General features: G+C 66.8%; 19 protein-coding genes. 15 read left to right on the top strand and 4 right to left on the bottom strand.

Annotated features, from left to right (window positions below):
* The first annotated feature begins 12 nt into the window (after positions 1-12).
* The 3 genes from ABL840_RS38860 (at position 13) to ABL840_RS38850 (ending at position 9923) form a co-directional block, all read left to right on the top strand.
* Positions 13-6036: an alpha-2-macroglobulin family protein gene (locus ABL840_RS38860; protein ID WP_093300297.1), complete on the top strand. Its 6024-nt coding sequence runs from the start codon at positions 13-15 to the stop codon at positions 6034-6036.
* 143 nt (positions 6037-6179) lie between these two features.
* Positions 6180-8483 carry a penicillin-binding protein 1C gene (gene pbpC / locus ABL840_RS38855; protein WP_093300296.1) on the top strand — a complete coding sequence of 768 codons (2304 nt, stop codon included), beginning with the start codon at positions 6180-6182 and terminating at the stop codon, positions 8481-8483.
* 87 nt (positions 8484-8570) lie between these two features.
* Positions 8571-9923 carry an esterase-like activity of phytase family protein gene (locus ABL840_RS38850; RefSeq protein WP_093300295.1) on the top strand — a complete coding sequence of 451 codons (1353 nt, stop codon included), beginning with the start codon at positions 8571-8573 and terminating at the stop codon, positions 9921-9923.
* 19 nt (positions 9924-9942) lie between these two features.
* On the opposite strand, the gene ABL840_RS38845 is transcribed toward ABL840_RS38850, so the two are convergent.
* From ABL840_RS38845 to ABL840_RS38830, 4 genes are all read right to left on the bottom strand, one after another.
* Positions 9943-10413 carry a hypothetical protein gene (locus ABL840_RS38845; protein ID WP_418116155.1) on the bottom strand — a complete coding sequence of 157 codons (471 nt, stop codon included), beginning with the start codon at positions 10411-10413 and terminating at the stop codon, positions 9943-9945.
* A 78-nt stretch (positions 10414-10491) separates the two neighbouring features.
* On the bottom strand, positions 10492-10899 hold the full coding sequence (locus ABL840_RS38840; protein ID WP_093300294.1) for a hypothetical protein: 408 nt from the start codon (positions 10897-10899) through the stop codon (positions 10492-10494).
* Positions 10896-11141 carry a hypothetical protein gene (locus ABL840_RS38835; RefSeq protein WP_143042913.1) on the bottom strand — a complete coding sequence of 82 codons (246 nt, stop codon included), beginning with the start codon at positions 11139-11141 and terminating at the stop codon, positions 10896-10898. The genes ABL840_RS38840 and ABL840_RS38835 overlap by 4 nt, the downstream gene beginning before the upstream one ends.
* Complete coding sequence (locus ABL840_RS38830; protein ID WP_093300291.1) at positions 11138-11530, bottom strand: hypothetical protein; 393 nt, start codon at positions 11528-11530, stop codon at positions 11138-11140. Before ABL840_RS38830 ends, ABL840_RS38835 begins: the two co-directional genes overlap by 4 nt.
* A 360-nt stretch (positions 11531-11890) precedes the next feature.
* Between ABL840_RS38830 and ABL840_RS38825 the strand changes: the two genes are divergently transcribed.
* From ABL840_RS38825 to ABL840_RS38770, 12 genes are all read left to right on the top strand, one after another.
* Complete coding sequence (locus ABL840_RS38825; protein WP_176947416.1) at positions 11891-12613, top strand: S24 family peptidase; 723 nt, start codon at positions 11891-11893, stop codon at positions 12611-12613.
* Positions 12614-12801: 188 nt separating this feature from the next.
* Positions 12802-13293, top strand: coding sequence for a lysozyme (locus ABL840_RS38820; protein ID WP_418116154.1), 492 nt, complete (start codon positions 12802-12804; stop codon positions 13291-13293).
* On the top strand, positions 13290-13940 hold the full coding sequence (locus ABL840_RS38815) for a hypothetical protein (RefSeq protein WP_418116153.1): 651 nt from the start codon (positions 13290-13292) through the stop codon (positions 13938-13940). Before ABL840_RS38820 ends, ABL840_RS38815 begins: the two co-directional genes overlap by 4 nt.
* Complete coding sequence (locus ABL840_RS38810) at positions 13937-14206, top strand: hypothetical protein (protein ID WP_418116152.1); 270 nt, start codon at positions 13937-13939, stop codon at positions 14204-14206. The genes ABL840_RS38815 and ABL840_RS38810 overlap by 4 nt, the downstream gene beginning before the upstream one ends.
* A 151-nt stretch (positions 14207-14357) precedes the next feature.
* The gene (locus ABL840_RS38805; protein ID WP_093300288.1) at positions 14358-14840 is read left to right on the top strand and encodes a hypothetical protein; all 483 of its coding nucleotides are present in this window, start codon (positions 14358-14360) and stop codon (positions 14838-14840) included.
* 67 nt (positions 14841-14907) lie between these two features.
* Positions 14908-15837, top strand: coding sequence for a hypothetical protein (locus tag ABL840_RS38800; RefSeq protein ID WP_093300287.1), 930 nt, complete (start codon positions 14908-14910; stop codon positions 15835-15837).
* 40 nt (positions 15838-15877) lie between these two features.
* Positions 15878-16228 (top strand): hypothetical protein, encoded by a 351-nt coding sequence (locus ABL840_RS38795; RefSeq protein ID WP_093300286.1) that lies wholly within the window; start codon positions 15878-15880, stop codon positions 16226-16228.
* Between the two features lie 17 nt (positions 16229-16245).
* The gene (locus tag ABL840_RS38790; protein WP_418116151.1) at positions 16246-16596 is read left to right on the top strand and encodes a DUF1799 domain-containing protein; all 351 of its coding nucleotides are present in this window, start codon (positions 16246-16248) and stop codon (positions 16594-16596) included.
* Positions 16597-16686: 90 nt separating this feature from the next.
* Positions 16687-19329, top strand: a complete 2643-nt coding sequence (locus ABL840_RS38785; protein WP_176947415.1) for a phage tail tape measure protein — start codon at positions 16687-16689, stop codon at positions 19327-19329.
* The gene (locus ABL840_RS38780; RefSeq protein ID WP_093300283.1) at positions 19326-19949 is read left to right on the top strand and encodes a hypothetical protein; all 624 of its coding nucleotides are present in this window, start codon (positions 19326-19328) and stop codon (positions 19947-19949) included. Before ABL840_RS38785 ends, ABL840_RS38780 begins: the two co-directional genes overlap by 4 nt.
* A complete protein-coding gene (locus ABL840_RS38775; RefSeq protein ID WP_093300281.1) occupies positions 19949-20566 on the top strand; it encodes a hypothetical protein in 618 nt (205 codons plus the stop codon). The genes ABL840_RS38780 and ABL840_RS38775 overlap by 1 nt, the downstream gene beginning before the upstream one ends.
* Before the next feature lie 2 nt (positions 20567-20568).
* Positions 20569-20985, top strand: a complete 417-nt coding sequence (locus ABL840_RS38770; protein ID WP_093300280.1) for a DUF6950 family protein — start codon at positions 20569-20571, stop codon at positions 20983-20985.
* The last annotated feature ends 89 nt before the right edge of the window (positions 20986-21074 follow it).

Raw genomic sequence — 21074 nt, 5'->3', positions numbered from 1 at the left:
TGGGGAGCTTCCATGCTTCAAGTCGCCAACAGAAAACTCGCGTCGATCAGCGACGTGCTCTTCACCGGGCTGGGCCGCGCGCTCGGCTTCCTGCGTCCGCTGGCCCGCGGACTCATCGGTTCCTGGCGACCCCCGGGGTGGCTGCGCATCCTGGGCTCCTTCGTGCTCCTCGGCCTGCAGTGGCTGCAGCAGCGCCTCGCGTGGTTGGCGTTGCTGCTGCTGGTCGCGCTGGCTGGCTGGATCGTTCATCCCCATGTGATGAAGTGGTGGCACGGCCTCACGCCCGACCGCGTCGAGCCCGTGGTCGCCACCGCGAAGGCCGATTCGCCACAGCGCACGCAGATCGAATTCGACAAGGGCCCCAACCCCTACGTCATCAACTTCTCGGCCTCCGTTGCACCCATTGCGCGCGTCGGACAGGAAGCCACCGGTGTCACCATCGAGCCCGCCATCGCCGGTCGATGGACGTGGACAAAGCAGAACCGGCTCGAATTCCTGCCCGCCCAGGACTGGCCCGTCGGCCAGCCCTACAAGGTGCAGATTGCTGACAGCGCCCTCGCGCCGCACATCGAGCTGGCACAGCGCAAGTACGAGTTCACTTCGCCAGAGTTCACCGCCCAGTTCATAGGCGCCGAGTTCTACCAGGACCCGGTCCAGGCCAACGTGCGCCGCGCGCTCTTCCAGGTGCGCTTCTCGCACCCCGTCAACACGGCCGAGTTCGAGAAGCGCCTGGTGCTGACCTACGACCAGCCCTGCAGCAGCTCCTTCTTCAGCGTGGGCAAGTGCGCGAGCGAGAAGTTCACCGTCAGCTACGACAAGCTGCGCCTCATCGCCACGCTGCAGTCGGAGCCGCTGCCCATTCCCGAGAAGACGCGGCCCGCGATCCTGAGCCTCACGGCCGGCACGGTGGCGCAAAAGGGCGGACCGGCGCTTCGCAACGACCAGTCGCGCGCGGTCGACATTCCCGGCCTCTACAGCCTGTCCATCTCCGGCATCGAGCCCACCATCGTCACCGGCGAGAACGGCGAGCCCGAGCACGTGATGCAGGTCACCGCCTCCATGCCGGTGCACGAGCGCGAGATGGCGCGCGTGGTGCAGGCCTGGCTGCTGCCCGTGACGGAAGAGGCCAAGGGCGACCCGGATGACAAGTTCGACTGGTCCGCCGATCCGTCGAAGGTCACCGACGCCGTGCTGCGCCGCGCGAAGAAGCTCAACCTGCAGCCCATCGCCAGCGAGCGCGAGGTGACCGAGATGGTCAGCTTCCGCATGCCGCAGGCGGAGGGCGGGCGCTACCTGCTGGTGCGCGTGGCCAAGGGTCTGAAGACGCCCGGCGGCTACCAGCTGGGCGCAGCACGCCAGGACGTGCGCCTGCTCAAGACCTTCGCGCCCGAACTCACCATCATGAGCCAGGGCTCGCTGCTCGCGCTCTCGGGCGAACGCAAGCTGCCGATTCTCGTGCGCGACCTGCCCGGCATCCGCCTCGAAATCGGCCGCCTGCTGCCGCAGCAGCTGCAGCACCTGGTGACGCAGACCAACGGCGACTTCGCGCATCCGCAGTTCTACGGCGGCCTGCAGTCGGACAACCTCGTCGACCGCTTCCAGAAGGAGATTCCGCTGAGCATTCCCGCCGGCAAGGCGCACTACGAGACCGTCGACTTCGCCGAATACCTGCGCAGCGACGCGACCGATCGCCGTGGCGTGTTCCTGCTCAAGGTGCAGGGCTACGACCCCAAGGCGAAGAAGAAGCCGGAGGGCGAAGGCCAGCCGGAGGACGCGCAACAGCAACAGGAAGAGCAATCCTCCGAAGAGGAAGGCGGCGGTGAGAACGGCGAAGGCGGCAGCCCCGAGCAACAGGTCGACCAGCGCCTGGTGCTCGTCACCGACCTGGGCATCGTCGCCAAGAAGTCGCTCGACGGCACGCGCGACGTGTTCGTGCAAAGCATCGCCAGCGGCCAGCCCGTGGCCGGCGCGCTGGTGGAGGTGTGGGGCCGCAACGGCATGATCGTCGCGTCGCAGGCCACCGACGCGACGGGCGCGGCCAAGCTTCCCAACCTCGCCGGCTACCAGCGCGAGAAGGCGCCGGTGGTGCTGGTCGTGCGCAAGGACGGCGACCTGAGCTTCCTGCCCTTCAACCGCAGCGACCGCACGCTGGACATCTCCCGTTTCGACGTCGGCGGTCTGCGCGCGGCCGGCGTGCCGAACCAGATGACGGCTTATGTCTTCAGCGACCGCGGCATCTACCGCCCCGGCGACACCATGCACATCGCGATGATGGTGAAGGCCGGCAACTGGGGCACTTCTCTGCGCGACCTGCCGCTCGAAGCCGAGATCATCGACGCGCGCGGCCTCAGCGTGCGCCGCGAGAAGCTTCGGCTCGGCCCCGGCGGCGCGGCGGAAATCGCCCACACCACGCAGGACACCTCGCCCACCGGCAACTACGCCGTCAACCTCTACCTGCCGCGCCAGTCGTCGCCCGGCGCGCCCGAGGTCGAGAGCCTGCTGATCGGCAGCACCACCGTGAAGGTGCAGGAGTTCCTGCCCGACCGCACCAAGGTCACAGCCAAGCTCAGCAATGAAGTCGCCGAAGGCTGGGTGAGCCCCAAGGACCTGAAGGCGCAGATCGACGTGCAGAACCTCTTCGGCACGCCCGCGCCCGACCGCAAGGTGGAAGGCACGCTCACGCTGAGCCCCGGCTTCCCGGTGTTCCGCGCCTTCACCGACTACGCCTTCTTCGACCCGCAGCGCGCCACCGAGAAGCAGGTGGACGACCTGGGCAGCGTGCAGACCAGCGCCGACGGCAAGGCCGAGTTCGACCTGCGCCTCTCGCGCTTCGACGCCGCCACCTACCAGGTGCACGTGCTCGCCAAGGCCTTCGAGCCCGAGGGCGGGCGCAGCGTGTCGGCCGAGGCGCAGACGCTGGTGAGCGACATGCCCTACCTCGTCGGCGTGAAGGTCGACGGCGACACCAGCTACGTGAGCAAGGGCGCCACGCGCAACGCCACGGTGATCGCCATCGACCCGCGCGCGAAGAAGACGGCCGTGGCCGACCTGAAGATCGAGCGCGTCGAGCGCAAGGTGCTGTCGGTGCTCATCAAGCAGGACAACGGCCTGTACCGCTACGAATCGCGCCGCAAGGAGATCGTGCTCGACGAGAAGCCCTTCGCCATTGCCGCGGCCGGCAACAACGTGGTGCTGGACACCGCCGCGCCCGGCAACTTCGCCTACGTGGTGCGCAACGCGCAGGGGCTGGAGCTCAACCGCGTGGAGTACAGCGTGGCGGGCAACGCCAACGTGTCGCGCTCGCTCGACCGCAACGCCGAGCTGCAGCTCACGCTCGACCGCAAGGACTACGAGCCGGGCCAGGAGATCTCGGTGAGCATCCGCGCGCCGTACGTGGGTGCGGGCCTCATCACCATCGAGCGCGACAAGGTGTACGCGCACGCATGGTTCAAGACCGACAAGACCGCTTCGGTGCAGAAGATCACCGTGCCCAAGGACTTCGAGGGCACCGGGTACATCAACGTGCACTTCGTGCGCGACCCGGCCTCCGACGAGGTCTACATGAGCCCGCTGTCGTACGGTGTGGTGCCCTTCGCCACCGCGCTGACGAAACGCACCGCCAACCTGCAGCTCACCAGCACCGAGCTGGTGAAGCCGGGGCAGACCGTGAAGATGAAGCTCACCAGCGACAAGCCCACGCGCGCCGTGGTGTTCGCGGTGGACGAAGGCATCCTGCAGGTGGCGCGCTACAAGACGCCCGATCCGCTGAAGCACTTCTTCCAGAAGCGCGCGCTCGAAGTCGGCACGCTGCAGACGCTCGACCTGATCCTGCCCGAGTTCAAGAAGCTCATGCAGGGCGCGGCGCCCGGCGGTGACGGCGAAGGCGAGCTCGGCAAGCACCTGAACCCGTTCAAGCGCAAGCGCGACAAGCCGGTGACCTACTGGTCGGGCCTGGTCGACGTGAACGGCAGCCGCGAGTTCAGCTACACCGTGCCAGAGAGCTTCAACGGCAGCCTGCGCGTGATGGCCGTGGCCGTGAACGACGAGACCACCGCCGCCAAGAGCACCCGCACCGTGGTGCGCGGCGACATGGTGATCCTGCCGAACGCCCCGCTGGCCATGGCGCCCGGCGACACCGTCGAGGTGGGCGTGGGCTTGGCCAACAACATTGTGGGATCGGGCAAGGAAGCGCCCATCGCGCTCACGCTCACCGCATCGGGCGGGCTTGAAGTGGTGGGCGAGGCCACGCAGACGCTCAAGGTCAACGAGCGCGGCGAAGCCAGCACCAAGTTCAACGTGCGTGCCAAGCCGGGCGAGCAGGCGGTGCTGGGTTCTTCCGCGCTGGTGTTCACCTCGACGCACAAGAACTACAGCGCGCGCCTGTCCACCGAGGTGAGCGTGCGGCCCGCGTCGCCCTTCGTCACGCTGGTGCAGGCCGGCAGCTTCCAGCGCGCGGGAGAAATCTCGAGCCAGGCCGACCTGTATCCGAACTTCCGCCAGAGCGACGTGGCCGTGTCGGCCGCGCCATGGGCCTTCGCGACCGGCCTCATGCAGTACCTGGAGGCGTATCCGCATGGCTGCACCGAGCAGATCACGAGCCAGACCTTCCCGGCAGTGCTGCTCTCGGGCCGCCCCGAGTTGGTGAAGGAAATGTCGCGTGGCCGCACGGCCGAACAGGGCCCGCTGCCGGAGGCGCGCAAGACCTTCGAGCGCTACCTGGTGCAGCTGCGCGCGCGGCAGACGGCCGACGGCGGCTTCTCGCTGTGGCCCGGCGCCGGCACCGACCCCTTCGCCACGCTCTATGCGGTGCAGCTGCTGGTCGAGGCCAAGGACCACAAGCTGCCCGTGCCGCAGGACCTGCTGCAGAAGGCCGACACCTACCTGCAGGGCTGGCTCGGCAGCGGCGACAACACGCTCGACGGCTGGCGCCAGCGCACGCAGGCGGCCTACCTGCTGACGCGCCAGGGCATCGTCGCGCCGGCCGCGCTCGCCAACCTGCGCGAAGCCCGCCGCAACCAGCTGTCGCGGCAGGGCGCGGGCTGGGGCGACGACCTCGGCGCCGTGTATCTCGCCGCGAGCTATCAGCTCGTGAAGCAGGAGCAGGTGGCCAACGAGCTGCTCGACCCGGTGTGGGCCGACCTGCTCGCGCGCAGCGAGAAGAAGCAGCGCCGCAACGTCTGGGGCTCCTACTACGACCCGCTGGTGCACGACAGCATGACGCTGCACCTGGTGGGCCGCCACTTCCCCACGCGGCTGAAGACGCTGAAGCCCGCGGTGTGGGAAGGCATGGCCGAGATGGTGCGCGACGGCTGGTACAACAGCCTGTCGTCGGCCTCGATGCTGCTGGCGGTCGACTCGTACTTCGAGGCCGTCGGGCAGAACGTGGAAGGCAAGCTCTCGGCGAGCACCGTCAACGCGCAAGGCCAGGCCGCGGCGCTCGCGCTGGGCGCGGTGAACCCGATCACGCGCGCCGCGGTGCCGGCCGGCACGGCGAAGCTGAGGCTGTCGAACGACAGCGACTTCAACCTGTACTACAGCTGGGCCGAACAGGGCTTCGAGCGCAATGTGCCCGCCACGCCGGTGAACAAGGGCATGGAGATCTTCCACGAGGTGCTCGACGCCAAGGGCAACCCCGTCACCAAGGCCAAGCTCGGCGAAGAGGTCACGGTGCGGGTGCGCGTGCGCAGCCTGGAGCGCGCGCAGATCAACGACGTCGCCCTGGTCGACGTGCTGCCGGGCGGCCTGGAGCCGGTGCTGCAGGCCGTGGGCGACGACGATGCAGCCAACGCCGACGCGCCCATCTGGAAGAAGCGCCTGGGCGGCGGCGGATCGTGGAAGGTGCAGTACGCCGACATCCGCGAGGACCGCGTCGTGTTCTACGGCGGCATCGGCAAGGACCTGCTCGAGGTGACCTACAAGGCGCGCGCCACCAACGTGGGCGACTACGTGGTGCCGGCGGCGTACGGCGAGGCGATGTACGACCGGCGCGTGTTCTCGCGCTCGGCCGGTGCGCGCTTCCAGGTGGTGGCGAACTGATCATGACGCGCTCTTGCCTTGTCCCCTCTCCCGCTTGCGGGAGAGGGTTAGGGTGAGGGGGCGGTACCACCATGGCCCCCGCGCTCGATCCATCGCCGATGCCCTCACCCCAACCCTCTCCCGGAGGGAGAGGGAGGAAGAGAATGGCCATCGCCTTCGCAGCCGTCGTCTTCCTGCTCGCGCTGCTGCGCCTGTGGCCCCACGCCCCGCTGAGCGAAACCGTCGGCAGCTCGCGCGCGGTCTATGCGCAGGGCGGCGAGCTGATGCGGCTCACCCTTGCGGCCGATGAGCAGTACCGGCTCTGGGTGCCGCTGGAACGCATCTCGCCCACGCTGGTCGATGCGGTGCTGCTTTACGAAGACCGGCGCTTCTACGCGCACCCCGGCGTCAACCCCGCCGCGCTGTTGCGCAGCGCGTGGCGCATCGCGAGCGGCGAGCGCAGGCAGGGCGGCTCCACGCTCACCATGCAGCTCGCGCGGCGCGTCTATGGCATCGACAGCCGCACGCCCACAGGCAAGGTCGCGCAGATCTTCGCCGCGCTGTGGCTGGAGGCGCGCTTCAGCAAGCACGACATCCTGGAGGCGTATCTCAACACTGCGCCCTATGGCGGCAACATCGAGGGCGTGCAGGCCGCGAGCCTCATCTACTTCCGCAAGGACGCCGCCAAGCTGAGCCTGCCCGAGGCGCTGACGCTCGCGGTGATTCCGCAGAACCCCGTCAAGCGCATCGCCGAGCGCGGGCGCAATGCCGAGCTGCAGTCGGCACGAGAGCGTCTTTGGGCGCTGTGGGCCGAGCGCGACCCGACGGCGAAGCAGCACGCGCCCGACGCGCAGCTCGCGCTGTCGGCGCAGTCGCGCGGCAGCCTGCCCTTTCTCGCGCCGCACGCCACCGACATGCTGCTTGCGCAGGAGCGAGGCGTGCAGGAGGTGCGAACCACCATCGACCTGCGCATGCAGGCCACGCTCGAGCGCGTGATGGCGCAGTACCTGCGCGCGCATGCCGACGTGGGCATGACGAACGCGAGCGCCCTGCTGCTCGACGCCTCGACCATGCAGGTGCGCGCGCTGATCGGCTCGGCCGACTGGCACAACGACGCCATCGCGGGACAGGTCAACGGCACGCAGGCCAAGCGCTCGCCCGGGTCCACGCTCAAGCCCTTCATCTACGCGCTGGCGCTCGACCAGGGGCTGCTGCATCCGAAGACGATGCTGAAAGACGCGCCCACCTCCTTCGGCCCCTACACGCCCGAGAACTTCGACCACCGCTTCGCGGGGCCGCTGCCGGCGCAGGAGGCGCTGATCCGCAGCCGCAACGTGCCCGCGGTGGCGGTGGCCGCGAAGCTCTCGAAGCCGGGGCTCTATGACTTCATGCGGCTTGCGGGCGTGCAGAAGCTGCAGAGCGAACAGCACTACGGCCTCGCGCTGGTGCTGGGCGGCGGCGAGGTCACACCGGAAGAACTGGCCGGCATGTACGCGACGCTGGCCAACGGCGGCGTCTCGCAGCCCATCCGCTACACGCAGCCCGCGCCCGACGAGAAGCCCGTGCAGCCGCTGCACCTGCTGAGCGAAGAGGCATCGTTCATCACGCTCGACATGCTGCGCCACACGCCGCGCCCCGACACCACGCTGCCCGCGCGTCCCGCCATCGCATGGAAGACAGGTACCTCGTGGGGCTTCCGCGATGCCTGGACCGCCGGCGTGTTCGGCCGCCACGTGCTGGTTGTGTGGGTCGGCAACTTCGACGGAAGCAGCAACCCCGCGCTGGTAGGCGTGGATGCCGCCGCTCCGCTCTTCCTGCGCATGGTCGACGCGCTGCGCGCCGAGCGGCTGGACCCCGGCGAGATGGCGTCGCGCCGACCGCCCGACCTGCGCCAGGTCGAAGTCTGCTCGGCGACCGGCGGCCTGCCCGACGCGCTGTGCCCGGTGCGCACCATGACATGGTTCATCGCCGGCAAGTCGCCGATCCAGGTCAGCAACCTGCATCGCGCGGTGTGGGTCGACGAGACGACGGGCAAGGTCGTCTGCGGCCCGCAGCCCAACGCGCGGCAGCAGGTGGTGGAGCAATGGGGCAGCGACATGCGCCGGCTGTTCCGCCAGGCGGGGCTGCCGCGAGCGAGCGCGCCTTCCGACGGTTGCGAGAAAACGCAGGGCAGTGAAGGCGATGCGTCCTCGGACAGCGCGCCGCTCATCACATCACCGCTGCGCGGCGTGCGCCACACGCTGCGCGTGAAGAAGCCGGAGCCGCTGGTGCTGCGCGCCGAGGCTGCAGCGGGCACGCAGGCGATCTACTGGTTCGCGGACGACGCGCTCATCGGCCGTGCCGCGCCGGGCGAAGGCATCACCTGGATGCCCGATCTCGCGAGCTCGGGCCGGCGCTACCTGCTGCGCGCGGTCGACGACCAGGGGCGTGCGGAGTCGCGGGAAGTGACGGTCGACATCGCTCCCTGAAAGGGCGGTGGCGGGACGGCGATGTCATGGTTGTGTCATGCCCTGCCGGCATGGTCACGCGTTTTCCACTTGAACACTTTCCCGCTCATGACGCGTCTTGCCTCCCTGTCCTTCGTCGCCCTTGCTGCCGCCTTCGCATGCAGCGGTGCCGCGGCACAGACCGCCTTCCCCGCCACTCTCGCCGGCCATGCCGTGTTGCCCGCGCAGAGCTTCGTCGCAGCGCCTAAGGACGCTCCGGCCGACCTGCAGGTCAGCGGCAAGTTCACCACCGGCAAGCGCGTCGAGGTGCCCGGATCGGTCGAAGGCCTCTCGGGCGGCCGCGGCACCGGCGTGTCGCTGCCCTTCAAGGGCCAGCCGCTGCAGGGCCACTCCGGCATCAAGAAGATGGATGACGGCAGCTTCTGGATCCTCACCGACAACGGTGCGGGCGCCAAGGCCAACTCGCCCGACTTCATGCTCTACCTGAACCACTACAAGGTGGACTTCAAGAGCGGCAAGTTCAACCGCATCGATACCGTCTTCCTGCACGACCCCGACAAGAAAGTGCCCTTCCGCATCGTTCACGAAGGCACCAAGCAGCGCTACCTGACGGGCTCCGACTTCGACCCCGAGAGCTTCCAGTTCGCCGGCGGCGCGCTGTGGATCGGCGAAGAGTTCGGCCCCTTCCTCATCAAGGCCGACCTCAAGGGCAAGGTGCTCGCCGTGTACGACACGCTGGTCGACGGCAAGGCTGTGCGCTCGCCCGACCATCCGGCCGTGACCACGCCGGGCGCACCGGGCGGTGCGGTCGACTTCCAGATCAAGCGCTCCAAGGGTTTCGAAGGCATGGCCTCGTCGAAGGACGGCAGCAAGCTGTATGCGCTGCTCGAAGGCCCGGTGTGGAACGCCGAGGCCAAGGACTACGAGAAGGTCGAAGGCAAGGAAGCGCTGCGCGTGCTGGAGTTCGACGTGGCCACCGAGAAGTGGACCGGCCGCCACTGGAAATACGTGCTCGAGGCCAACGGCAACGCCATCGGCGACTTCAACATGATCGACGGCACCACCGGCCTCATCATCGAGCGCGACAACGGCGAAGGAACCAGCGACAAGGCCTGCCCCGAAGGCCAGAAGCGCACCGACTGCTTCCACGACATCGCGAAGTTCAAGCGCGTCTACAAGGTCGAGCTCAGCGACGCGAACGTGGGCGGCCCGGTGCGCAAGATCGGCTACATCGACCTGCTGAACGTCGCCGATCCGAACAAGCTCGCGCGCAAGCCCCTGAACGACGGCGTGCTGAAGTTCCCCTTCTTCACCATCGAGAACGTCGACGTGGTGGACGCCACGCACATCGTGGTCGGCAACGACAACAACCTGCCCTTCTCGAGCAGCCGCGAGCCGAACAAGGCGGACGACAACGAGCTGGTGCTGCTGGAGGCGGGAGCGCTGTTGCAGGCGAAGTAAGCGAGACGGCCGCGCCTGGTCAGAACGCGATGTCCGCGACGATGCGGGCGACCTGCCGTTCGACCAGGCGGTGTTCCGCCGCCAGGGCCCGCACCGACTTGCCCGTGCTGAAGTCGGTGCGGATCCGCTCGTTGCGGATCGCATCGAAGGCACGCTTGGCCTTCGGCAGCACGAAGCGCAGGCCGATGCCGTCGACCGCGTACTCCTCGCTCAGAGCGCGCAGCTTGTCGAAGCCGATCAGGCCCGCCAGCGGGTGGTCCGGCGCCGGATGGGCCGGGATGTAGATCCGCAGGCCGCCGTAGCGTTCGATCAGGCGCAGCGTTGCCGGTAGTCCGATCAGTCGCACGAATTCCTTCAGTCGCGGTGGCAGCAGTTCGCTGGCCAGCGCCGTGGCTGCCTGGCGGAAGCCGCCCGCGGCTCGCGACGACGGAACGGCTTCGATCCTGCTGGGCGGAAACGATGCGCTGCTGATGGATTCCTGTGCGTACATGGTCGTGTGTTCCTCTGATTCGGATGCGGGGCTTGTCGTGTGCGGTGCTCGTGTCGTTGCCGTAGGGCCTGTCTTCGCTCAGCGCGAGGCGCCCCAGTAGCCGCTGCGATGACCCAGCAACAGGCTCGGAATGCGGGCGAAGTCCATGGCGCCCGGCCGGATGACGGGAACGGCCTCGGGCTCGTAGACGCTGGAGTCCAGCAGCATCACCCGGCGGCCCTTCGCGATGCGTCCGGCCATGGGGCCGGGGCCTTGTTTCCATTGAGGCTTGCCGCCGACCGCCACGCTGTGGACATGGCCGCCATCTGCCAGCTTCGCCAGGTGCTGCCTTAGCGCGGCGCCGCCGGGCTCGGGCCGGTAGCCCTCGACACGCTCCGCCAGCATGTGGTCGAGTTCCTTCGCGGATGCCGCCTCGTTGGCTTCGAGGTGCGCGGCGACGGCGCGCTGCACTTCGCCGGCAAGGTCGTGATCGGGTGCGATGCTCATTCGGTGGCTCCTTCTTTCTCGTTCGTCGTGGTGGTGCCGAAGGTGTCGAGCACCCGGCGTGCGATGCGATCGGTGCTGGCCTTGCCGGCGCCGTACTTGCCGCTGCCATTGAGCACCTGACTCACCGCCGCGGCGCTCAACTGCAGCTGCGCAGCGATTTCGGAGCGTCGTTGCCCGGCGCATGCATCGCGCAGCAGGGCGAACCAGGCTTCGCCCATGTAAGGGGGCGGGGCGCCGTTCATGCGGCCTCTCCGCGCGGCGCCGGAGGCGTGGCACCGATGTCGCGTAGCAAGGCGTAGCGCTTGAGGCCGTCCACGCGCCGGGCGTCGACGCGCACGGCCCGGGGGCATTGCCTCGACCACGACAGCATGAGCGCGCCGGCCTGGCGACGGCTCTGCGCGAAGTCGTCGTCCGTGCCGATCAACAAGGCGGCCGCTTCGTCGGCCGTCAGCGCACGCCGGATGCGCAGCAGATTCCACAGGCGATCGGCGAACGGGTCCGCATCGCGGATCACCGCATCGGGCGCGGCCTGGGTGGAGGCCGCCTCGCCCTGTTCGGCTTCGATGCGACGCTGGGCGAGTGCCATCAGCGCCTTGGCAACGAACCATTCGGACGTCGTGTTTTCTTCCATCACGCGCTTCCTCCCGGACGCCCGGGGGCCTCAGTCCTGGCACGGTTTCTTTTCACAGTACGTTCCTCCTCGCTTGTGGGCACTGCTCGGTTTGCTGGTGTCGATGTGCGCGTACTTGTGTCTTTTCGAACCTGTGCAGGTTCTTTTCGTCCTGCTCGCGCGCTTCTTTAACCCGATCAAGGTGTCAGATCATCGAAATATCCTGTTTTGTGTTTGTTGCCTTGATTATGCACATGTAGTGAGTTTTTGCAATCAAGAAAAACATGAAAACGAACTTTCCTGAGTTCTTTAACCTGAAATGGGTTGCAAAACTACCTCTGCATGTCTAGCATTCGGCCGTGCACACAAATCAGAGTTATCGTGACGTCGCAAATCAATACTCCGCCCGACGACACCGAGGTGAAGGCCCGTGTCGGTGAACTGGCCCTTGCGCAAGGAGCGCGCGTGCGCGACCTGCGCAAGCAGAAGGGACTCACCATCGACGACCTCGCGCAGCGCAGCGGGCTCCACTTCAATACCGTGGGTCGCATCGAGCGGGGCGTCAGCGATGCCAGCCTCGAGCAGCTCTACGTGATGGCCCTGGCGCTCGGGGTCGATCCGGCCGAGCTCAACCCTTTCCAGCAGGTGCACTCACCGAGTCAGCTGTCGAGCGGACTGGACGACGAGACCTTCGTGCTGGTCGAACTGCTCGACGTTCGCGTGAGCGCGGGCAACGGCGCCATCAACAGCTCGCAGGACCACATGGGCCGCTTCGCCTTCAACCGCTCGTGGATGGCGCGCAAGGGCGTGAAGCCGGCGCATGCCCGCATCGTTCATGCACGCGGCGATTCGATGGCCGACAAGATCAACAACGGCGACATCCTGCTGGTCGACACCGCGACCAAGTCGCTCGACCAGGACGGCGTGTACGTCATCCAGCTCGACGGCCACGACTACGTGAAGGTGCTGCAGCGAGACTTCTCGACCGGCGGCCTGCAGATCATCAGCTACAACCCCGCGTACAAGCCGCAGGTGCTGAGTGCCGAGCAGGCGGCGGAGCTGCACATCAGCGGCCGCGTCGTGTGGCACGGCGGCGAGATCTGAAGCCGCGCGACTTGCGTCGCAGTGTAGGGAGCAGCGCTTCCTGAACCAGAGGCCGGCCGATGTCGGCCTCAGCCTTTTGACCCTTGCGTCCGACGATTCGGACCATGGGCAAAGACACCTCTCGAACACTCTTCTTCCAACATCGCCGCGGGCGTGAGCGGGGCTACGCCCCGCGGCAACTGCTCGCCGTGCTCACGCTCAGCGCGGCAGGGCTCATCGGCATCGTTGCGCGCGAAGGCTACAGCGACAAGGCCTACCCCGACCCCGTGCACGGCACGGCCGTGCCGACCATCGGCTTCGGCACGACCGAAGGCGTGCGCATGGGCGACACCACCACGCCCGTGCCCGCGCTGCAGCGCGCATGGCGCGATGTACAGACCTACGAACATGCGCTGAAGCAATGCGTGAAGGTGCCGCTGCACCAGCACGAGTACGACGCGTACGTAAGCCTGGCCTACAACATCGGCGCATTCAATTTCTGCACCGGTGGCCGCAAGGGCGGCACATCGGTGCTGGTGCAGCGTCTCAACGGCGGCGACTACGCGAGCGCCTGCGACGCGATCCTCGGCTGGAAGTACGCAGGCGGAGTCGACTGCTCCGCGCCCGGCAACAAGACCTGCGCCGGTCTCTGGAAAGACCGCCTCAAGCTGCAAGCGCAGTGCAAGGGGGATGCGCCATGAGCCTCGCGGCCAGGGCCTGGGCGGCCCTGATTGCCGGCGTGGTGGTCGCGCTGCTGCTCGCCGCAGCAGCCTTCGCGATCCACAGTGCCGGCCGCATGCAGGAGCGCGCCATCTGGCAGCAGAAGGAAGCGCAGCGCGCGACGCAGCTCGCGCAGGACCTGCAGGCCGAGTACGAGCGCGGTCGCACCGCGTCGGCGCAATACCAGCTCGGCGCGAGCGCCCTGCAGTCCAGCTATCTCTCCCTCGAAGGCCCTGTTCATGATCTACGTCAGCGCGTTTCTCTTGTCCTTCCTCCTGCTGTTCCTGATCGCCGCGCTGAGCGGCCTGCCCGTGCTGCGCAGGCTGCCGCGCCCGGACCGGCGGCAGATGCTGCGCCGCCTGGCGACGCACAGCGCGACGCTGTCGGCCGCCCTCATCGCCTCAGCCTTGCTGCTGTCTGGATGTGGAACAGCGCGCTCGCGGGCACCGACGTACCCGCGGGTGCCTGCGGACTTGCTGACACCTCCGTCGAAGCCTGTGCTGCTGATGCCGGCCTCACGGTCGACGACGCCTGGACCAACCACGACATCAACGCCAGGTCATGCGCAGCGGACCGCCTCCGGTATCGCGCACTGATCGAGTTCCTCACAGAAAGACCTACTCAATGAGCGATCTCCACGCACGTACCCAGGAGCTGCTGCTGCTCGGCCAGATCCACGGCCTGGTGCAGGCCCTGAAGGACGGTCAGGACAGGCAGACCCGTCGCATGGACGGCTTCGACGCACGCTTCGACGCGCTCGATGGCCGCTTGCGCACCGTCGAGCAGCGAGCCGCCGTGTTCGGTGCCGCATCGGGCGGCGCGATGGCCGTCGGCACGGCGCTGCTTGCAGAGGCCGTGAAGCAGTGGTTCCGCAACGGGCCCGGCATCAACTGATTTTTGATGCATCGATGCGAGGGGCCGGCGGATGTCGGCCTCAGGCAAACAGGCCTTCGCCGCGACAGTTCATACACCAACCAACGAAGCGATCGATGTACTTCCCGAACCGCAAGCACTCGACTTTCCACACACGCAACGGAGCCCAGGCATGAGCCGTCTCGACACCCTTCGCAGCGCCATCGTGCAAACGCTGAACACCGTGCCACAGATCGGCCGCGTTCACGACCGCGAGCGCGCCCTGGCCGACGAAACCGCACAGCGCGCCCTGTTCCTCTACGACCTGCCCGCGGGCGGCCAGCAGCTGCGCGGCTGGTGGCTGCGCCGCACCGCCACCGAGGAGCGCAGCGTCAATGCCGCGGGACGCACGATGAGCATCGACACCTGGACCGTGCGCGGCTATCTCGCGTTCGACGACGCCGCCGCTTCGGAACTGGTGTTCGACGCACTCGTCGAGGACATCCGCGACGCCGTGCGCGCCGACCCCACCTTCGGCGGCGCATGCGCCTCCGGCCCGCTCACCGACGACAAGCGCACCGATGGCGTGCAGGTCGACGGCACCGGCCTGGTCACCTTCTGCGGCGTGCGATGCCACGGCATCGCGCTGCAGCTGCGGACCTGGCGCTACCTCTGACTGCACGCAGGCAGATCTTTCCTTTCGACAACCCAAACCAACCAACCAACTGACGGAGAACGCCGACATGGCAAAACTCATGCGCAAGATGGCCATCCTGGCCAAGGCCGAAACGGTACGCGGCACCGACGCCGTGCCCACGGGCGCGGCCAACGCGATCCTGGTGAGCGAAGTCACGCTGACCCCCATCGAAGGCGACGTCGTCCAGCGCGACAACGTGCGCCCCTACTTCGGCTCGCGCGGCTCCGTGCTGGTCACGCAGTACAGCAAGATCGCGTTCTCGGTCGAGATCGCCGGCGTGGCCGCGGCCGGCGACGTGCCGGCATATGCCTCGCTGATGCGCGGCTGTGCCATCGGCGTGACCACTGCCGCAGGCGTCAGCACCACCTTCGCGCCGGTCACTGACGCGCTCGAGTCGCTCACGATCTACGGCAACGTCGACGGCACGGTCTACAAGATGACCGACGCGCACGGCAACGTGAAGGCGACCATCAACGCCAAGGGCATCCCGAAGTGGCAGTTCGAGTTCACCGGCCTGTTCGTGCCCGCCGAGGACGCACCTCTGCCGGTGGCCGACTACAGCAAGTTCATGGACCCGCTGGGCGTGAACAAGGCCAACACCACCCTCACGCTCGACGGCCTCGGCGTGGCCGCCAACGCCTTCAGCTTCGATGCGGGCAACACCGTGATCAAGCGCGACCTGATGACCGTGGATGCCGTGGACATCACCGCACGCGTGTCGACCGGCTCCGTCACCTTCGAGAACACCTCGGTCGCGACCAAGGACTGGATCGGCATGGCCCGCGCCAGCCAGCGCGTGAACCTGGCGCTCAAGCACGGCCAGGGCGCGAACAATGTCGTGGAGTTTCTGTCGCCGCATGCGCAGATCGGCAAGCCGACCTTCAGCGACGTCGACGGCGTGCAGATGATCACCGTGCCGCTCGAGTTCGTGCCCACCGGCGCGGGCAACGACGAGTGGTCGATCGTCGTGCGCTGAGCTTCGCCGTCACCACCATCGCACAGAGGAACACAAAGAGATGCCCCAGAAACTCAAGATCGCCGTCAAGCCGACCTTCGTCGCCCCGGTGGTGATGCGCGTGCCGGGTGACGGCCAGGTCGAGGAAGTGCGCTTCAGTGCCGTCTTCAAGCGACTGACCAAGTCCGACAACGACACGCTGCAGTCGCGCCTCGAAGGCAGGACGCTGACCGACAGGGAACTGCTCGACATGGTGCTGGCCGACTGGAAAGGCCTGGACGGCGACGACGGCGCGCCCTTCATCTGCACTGTCGAGAACCGTGCGGCGGCGGTGGAGGAATGGCCCTCGTTCGAGGCAGCCATCGCCTACAGCTACTTCGAGCACGCCTACCCGGCCGCGGCAAAAAACTGAGAGGCGCCGCGCGCCTAGTGCTCGGAGCAGAGCATCGCGTCCATGACGAGCTGGACGACGATCTCCGCAGCCAGTGCGCGTCGCTCGGTCTCGACCCGGTCAGGCTCGTCTCTTCGACGGCCAGCGGCGGCGGCCCGCCACCTTTCGAGCTATGGCCCGAACACCAGGAAGCATTCGAGGTGTTCCATGCCTGCCGAACGCAGTGGCGGGTCGTCGCGGGGGCAGCGGGCGCGTGGTTCCAGGGGCTCGACTTCGGCGCGGTCGACGTGGCGATGAGGCGCCTGGGCATTCCGCGTGCGCGACAGCGTGAAGTGTTCCTGCAGCTGCAGGTGATGGAAGACGAAGGCATCGCGGTGCTGAACGTCTAGCGCCGACGCGGGCCCACGGCCAATCGAAGAAGCATGGGGCCGGCGGATGTCGGCCTCATTTTTTTCTTAGCTCAAACGGACCATATAGACATGGCTGCAATACAACAAACGTCGTTTCAGATGATGGTGAGCGCGACAGTCGCGAATGCCGACATCTCTCGAGTCGTCGGCGAAGTCTCGAAGGCCATCGACAAGGCCCTCAGCGGTGCCAGTAAAGCCGAAGAGGCGAAGGCCAAGGCCGAGTCGGCTGCGAAGGAGGCCGAGGAAAAGGCGAAGGCCGCCATCGAGAAGGTTTCCTCATCGGTGGACAGTCTGTACGCGAGCCTCAAGAGCGGGCAATCGCCGCTGACCTCGTTCGTGGGTGAAGGGGCAAAGCTGGTTTCTTCCTTCGGTGGCATCGGTCCGGCCCTCGGCGGTGTCGCCGCTTATGCCAAAGATCTCGTTTCGCCTCTCAATCTGGCGACCCGCGCCGTGACCTTGCTGACCGAGGCCTATGTCGAAGGCCGAAAGGAGGCCTCGGAATTCGCCAATGCCAACACGCTGACGGGCAACTACTCCGGCCTCACGAACGACGAACTCCAGACGAAGGCCATCGAGATTGCGGGTACGAAAGGCACCCGTTCCAAGGCGGCAGAGGCTGTCACGGCAGTGGTCAATACCGGCAGGATCGGTGGCGACGCCGTGGGCGAGGTGGCTGGTGCAACGGCGGAAATGAACCGCGTGCTGGGTACATCCATCAATGACGCTGTGGGCAATTTCGTCAAGCTGGCGGACGAGCCTTCCAAGGCATCGGCAAAGCTCAACGAGACCTACCACTACCTGAGTGCAAGCACCTACGAGCGCATCGTCGCGCTGGAGAAGCAAGGAAAGAAAGAAGAAGCTGCGGCACTCGCGCAGAAAACGTTCGCTGCCGCGATGAAGGACCGCACCACCGAGGCCGTCGCCAATCTCGGCAGCCTCGAGCGCGGCTGGCTGAGCATTACCGGCTTTGCGCAGAAAGCGTGGGACGCCATGCTCAACATCGGGCGCCCGATCACGCTCCAACAGCAGCTCGATACCGTCAACAAGGAGATTGCACAGATCACGCAGCTCCAACAGGGCGGTGGCTTTGTCAGCAATGGCGGAGGCGCGGCTTTCGGTCGCGGCAAGGTCGGTGCGTCCCAGAACAAGGCCCTGGAAGAGGCGCAGGCCTGGAAAGCGACGCTGGAGGAGAGCCAGCGAAAAGCATCGTCGGCCGCGTTGCAAAAGGCGGACCTTGCTCGTACTGAGCAAGCTGGCATTGCCAAGAGCGAAGAGAAGAAAGAAGACAAGGGGCAGCGAACCGGAACGGGCACCTCCGGCATAGCTCGTGCCGAGGACGATGGCCTTCGAATGAGCATCGAGGCCATCCGCGAGGAATACAACGCGAAGGCAAGAGTCACCGCCGAGGGCTTCAAGAACATCGACAGCCTGCGCAAGCGCGATCTGCTCGACGACTACGCCGTGATCCGCCAGAAGCGCGACCTGCGACTGAAGGATCTCAAGGACCAGGAGGACGCCATCCAGGCGGAGCTGCGCCTGCTGGGTACGAAGAAGGGATCGGCAGCGGACAGGCAGAAGCTGGAGCAGCGCTCCAAGGTCGTCGAGCAGCAGCGCGGATTCGTCAACGACGAAGCGGATCGCAGCTACGCGGAACTGGACGCGGTGCCCCGGAATGCGGTGCTCAAGACTTCGCAGCAGGCCGTCGACAGGATCCGTGAGCAGACGCGTGCCCTGGAGGAACAGAACGCCGTCTATGGTCTTTCCAAGGAAGAGATCCAGAAGCTCAACATCGTGCAGCTGGAGCGGCAGATCAGGGAGCTCGACGCCACAGAGAACGTCGATCCTGCGTACATCCAGTCCTTGCAGGATCGCCTGAAGGCCGAAAGGGATCTGCTGCAGGTCTCCCAGAAATCCGAGAGCCTCAAGGCAGCCGACGAGAAGCAGAAGAAAGACAAGGAAAAGGACAAGGAAAAGGACAAGGACGCGGCCAAGAAGATGTCCGACGACATCGGTGGCGTGTTCCGCGACGGGTTCGTAAACCTGTTGGAAGGCGGCGGTCAGGGTGCGATCAACAAGATGGGCGAAGCGCTCAAGAAGAAGCTCGTCAAGTCGCTGGCGGATGCGTTCTATGACGCAACGTTGAAAGATGCGGTGGAAGGCTTTTCCGGTTGGCTGACCGGTGCGCTCAAGGGCTCCTCGGGGACAGGCTCCAAATCCGGGGGCAGTTCATCCTCCGGGATCGGAGGGCTCATTGGAGCTGTTGCCGGCTTGTTCAGCGGTGGATGGACTTCTGCGAGTGCCGGAATTTCCAACATGTTGGGCGGCGACACCCTTGGCACTTTCATCAGCCTGAATGGATGGGCCAACGCCAAGGGCAACGTCTTCGCCTCCCCCGGCCTGCACGCCTACGCCAACAGCGTCGTCAACCAGCCCACGTTCTTCCCGTTCGCCAACGGCATCGGACTCATGGGCGAAGCAGGCCCCGAAGCCATCATGCCCCTGCGCCGCGGCTCGGACGGCCGTCTCGGGGTCAGTGCGCCTGGCGGCGGTGGCAATGCCGTGCCGACGATCCAGTTCGCGCCCTCCAACGTCTTCCACATCGACGCCCGTTCCGACCGCGGTGCGGTGATGGCCGACATGCAACGCCTGCTCGCGGAGAACAACCGTGGGCAGATGGAACAACTCAAGCGCGTGAAGGTGCTTCCCCAATGACCATCGTGACACTTCCACCCGACCTGCCGGTCAAGCGGCAGGACTTCGGCCTCCAGGCCTACGACCTGACTTTCAGCAACAGCGAATCGGGCGCGATGCAGGTCGCCGTGCTCGGCCCGGCGCGTCGCACCTGCACGCTCGTGAGCGAGGAGCGCATTCCGCTGATGCGGGATGCCGCCGCCTGGCGCTCGCTGGTGCATTCGATGCGGGGCCAGGTCAACGTGCTGGCTGTGCACGACATGCTGCAGCCCGTGCCGCGAGGCACGGCGCGCGGTACCTGGACCGCGGTGGCGGCCGCCGCGGGAGCGTCCGAGCTGACGATCCGCATGGGCGCCTCCGAAGCGGGCAAGACGCTGCTGCAGGGCGACTGGATCGGCATCAACCAGGGATCGAACCACCGGCAGATGCTTCACATCCAGGCCGATGCGGTGGCCGATGCGTCCGGCTCGATCACGGTGCGCTTCGAGCCCGTGCTGCGCACGCCCGTGGTGGCCGGCAGCCCGGTCGTCTGGGATCGCCCGAACTGCCTGATGCGTCGGGTCGACACGAAGACCACCTGGGCCTCGGAGTCGCGCACGCAAGGCGGCTTCAGCCTGGACCTGATGGAGTCGTGGGAATAATGACCGTCCAGACCAACTCCGGCTTCCAGATGGCCGCGCGCGCGCAGACCTTCGGCCAGCTGGCTCTCGTCGAGCTCAAGTTCCGAAGCGGCACCGCCCGCCTCACGAACTGGCCCCTGAGTCTTCAGCTGATGGGCGAGACATGGCAGGGCGTGGGCAACCTGGGCTCCATCGGCGAGCTCCATGAAAGCGAAGACGGTGCGGCGGAGAAGCTGACGCTCACGCTGTCGCCCGTCGACATCGGCACACGCGCGCTCGCGCTCGGCGACCCGAGCGACTACCAGGACCGCGGCGTGCGCGTGTGGATCGCGCTGCTCGACGCGGGGACGCTGCAGGTCAGCGGCGAACCGGTGCTGCGTTTCGCGGGCGTCATGGACCAGCTGAAGATCGAACGCGACGGCACCACCGCGAAGATTTCGATGGATTGCCGCACCGCCTCCTACGACGTGCGTTCCAACCCCGCGTCGCTGCGAACCAACGACGCCCAGCACCGCGCCAGACATCCCGAAGAACGCGGCTTCGAGTACCTGAATTCCATGATCGGGTCGCCCACCGTGTGGGTCAACAAGCACCTGCAGATGGCACTGAACTACTGGGCCCGAGCACGAGGCAAATGAACATGACGAAGAACCTGGACGATTTCATCGCGGCGCGAAGAAGCGCGCCCTTCGAGTACTTCCGGCACGACTGCGTGCACATCGCCGCGGACTGGATCATCGCGCGCACGGGGAAGGATCCGCTCGCGGACTTGCGCGAGGCCGATGCGCCTGTCGGAAGAAAGAACCTGCTGGCAGCCATGCGCGCGGTGCGTGCAGCAGGCGGGTTCATGTCGGCAGCCTCCGAGCGGCTCGGCCCGGCCTTGCCGGGAGCGATGGCGCAACGCGGTGACGTGGTGCTGGCGCGCAGCGGCGGCAAGGTCGGGCGAGTGTCGGGCTACAGCTTCGGGATCTGCACGGGGTCGCACATCGCGGCGCCGGCGACAGATCGGCTCGTGTTCTTGCCACTTACTGCGGGGGTTGCGACATGGCGCGTTTGATTCGCTTTGCCCTTCTTTTTGGAGCGCTGTTGGGTGCTTCCACTGCGGCAATGGCCGAGCCCATTTCTTCGTTCTTTGTGGCTATTGGT

Source organism: Variovorax sp. NFACC27, assembly GCF_048301545.1.
Classification (GTDB): Bacteria; Pseudomonadota; Gammaproteobacteria; order Burkholderiales; family Burkholderiaceae_C; genus Variovorax; species Variovorax gossypii.
This window is presented reverse-complemented; position numbering and strand designations above follow the sequence as displayed.

Excerpts from the sequence above, each read along its gene's own strand:
- ABL840_RS38795 (WP_093300286.1), top strand. The coding sequence starts at position 15,878 with ATGCCCCAGAAACTCAAGATCGCCGTCAAGCCGACCTTCGTCGCCCCG.
- ABL840_RS38775 (WP_093300281.1), top strand. The coding sequence starts at position 19,949 with ATGACCGTCCAGACCAACTCCGGCTTCCAGATGGCCGCGCGCGCGCAG.
- pbpC (WP_093300296.1), top strand. The coding sequence starts at position 6,180 with ATGGCCATCGCCTTCGCAGCCGTCGTCTTCCTGCTCGCGCTGCTGCGC.
- ABL840_RS38860 (WP_093300297.1), top strand. The coding sequence starts at position 13 with ATGCTTCAAGTCGCCAACAGAAAACTCGCGTCGATCAGCGACGTGCTC.
- ABL840_RS38805 (WP_093300288.1), top strand. The coding sequence starts at position 14,358 with ATGAGCCGTCTCGACACCCTTCGCAGCGCCATCGTGCAAACGCTGAAC.
- ABL840_RS38835 (WP_143042913.1), bottom strand. The coding sequence starts at position 11,141 with ATGAACGGCGCCCCGCCCCCTTACATGGGCGAAGCCTGGTTCGCCCTG.
- ABL840_RS38850 (WP_093300295.1), top strand. The coding sequence starts at position 8,571 with ATGACGCGTCTTGCCTCCCTGTCCTTCGTCGCCCTTGCTGCCGCCTTC.
- ABL840_RS38810 (WP_418116152.1), top strand. The coding sequence starts at position 13,937 with ATGAGCGATCTCCACGCACGTACCCAGGAGCTGCTGCTGCTCGGCCAG.
- ABL840_RS38800 (WP_093300287.1), top strand. The coding sequence starts at position 14,908 with ATGGCAAAACTCATGCGCAAGATGGCCATCCTGGCCAAGGCCGAAACG.
- ABL840_RS38785 (WP_176947415.1), top strand. The coding sequence starts at position 16,687 with ATGGCTGCAATACAACAAACGTCGTTTCAGATGATGGTGAGCGCGACA.
- ABL840_RS38770 (WP_093300280.1), top strand. The coding sequence starts at position 20,569 with ATGACGAAGAACCTGGACGATTTCATCGCGGCGCGAAGAAGCGCGCCC.
- ABL840_RS38815 (WP_418116153.1), top strand. The coding sequence starts at position 13,290 with ATGAGCCTCGCGGCCAGGGCCTGGGCGGCCCTGATTGCCGGCGTGGTG.
- ABL840_RS38780 (WP_093300283.1), top strand. The coding sequence starts at position 19,326 with ATGACCATCGTGACACTTCCACCCGACCTGCCGGTCAAGCGGCAGGAC.
- ABL840_RS38840 (WP_093300294.1), bottom strand. The coding sequence starts at position 10,899 with ATGAGCATCGCACCCGATCACGACCTTGCCGGCGAAGTGCAGCGCGCC.
- ABL840_RS38845 (WP_418116155.1), bottom strand. The coding sequence starts at position 10,413 with ATGTACGCACAGGAATCCATCAGCAGCGCATCGTTTCCGCCCAGCAGG.
- ABL840_RS38830 (WP_093300291.1), bottom strand. The coding sequence starts at position 11,530 with ATGGAAGAAAACACGACGTCCGAATGGTTCGTTGCCAAGGCGCTGATG.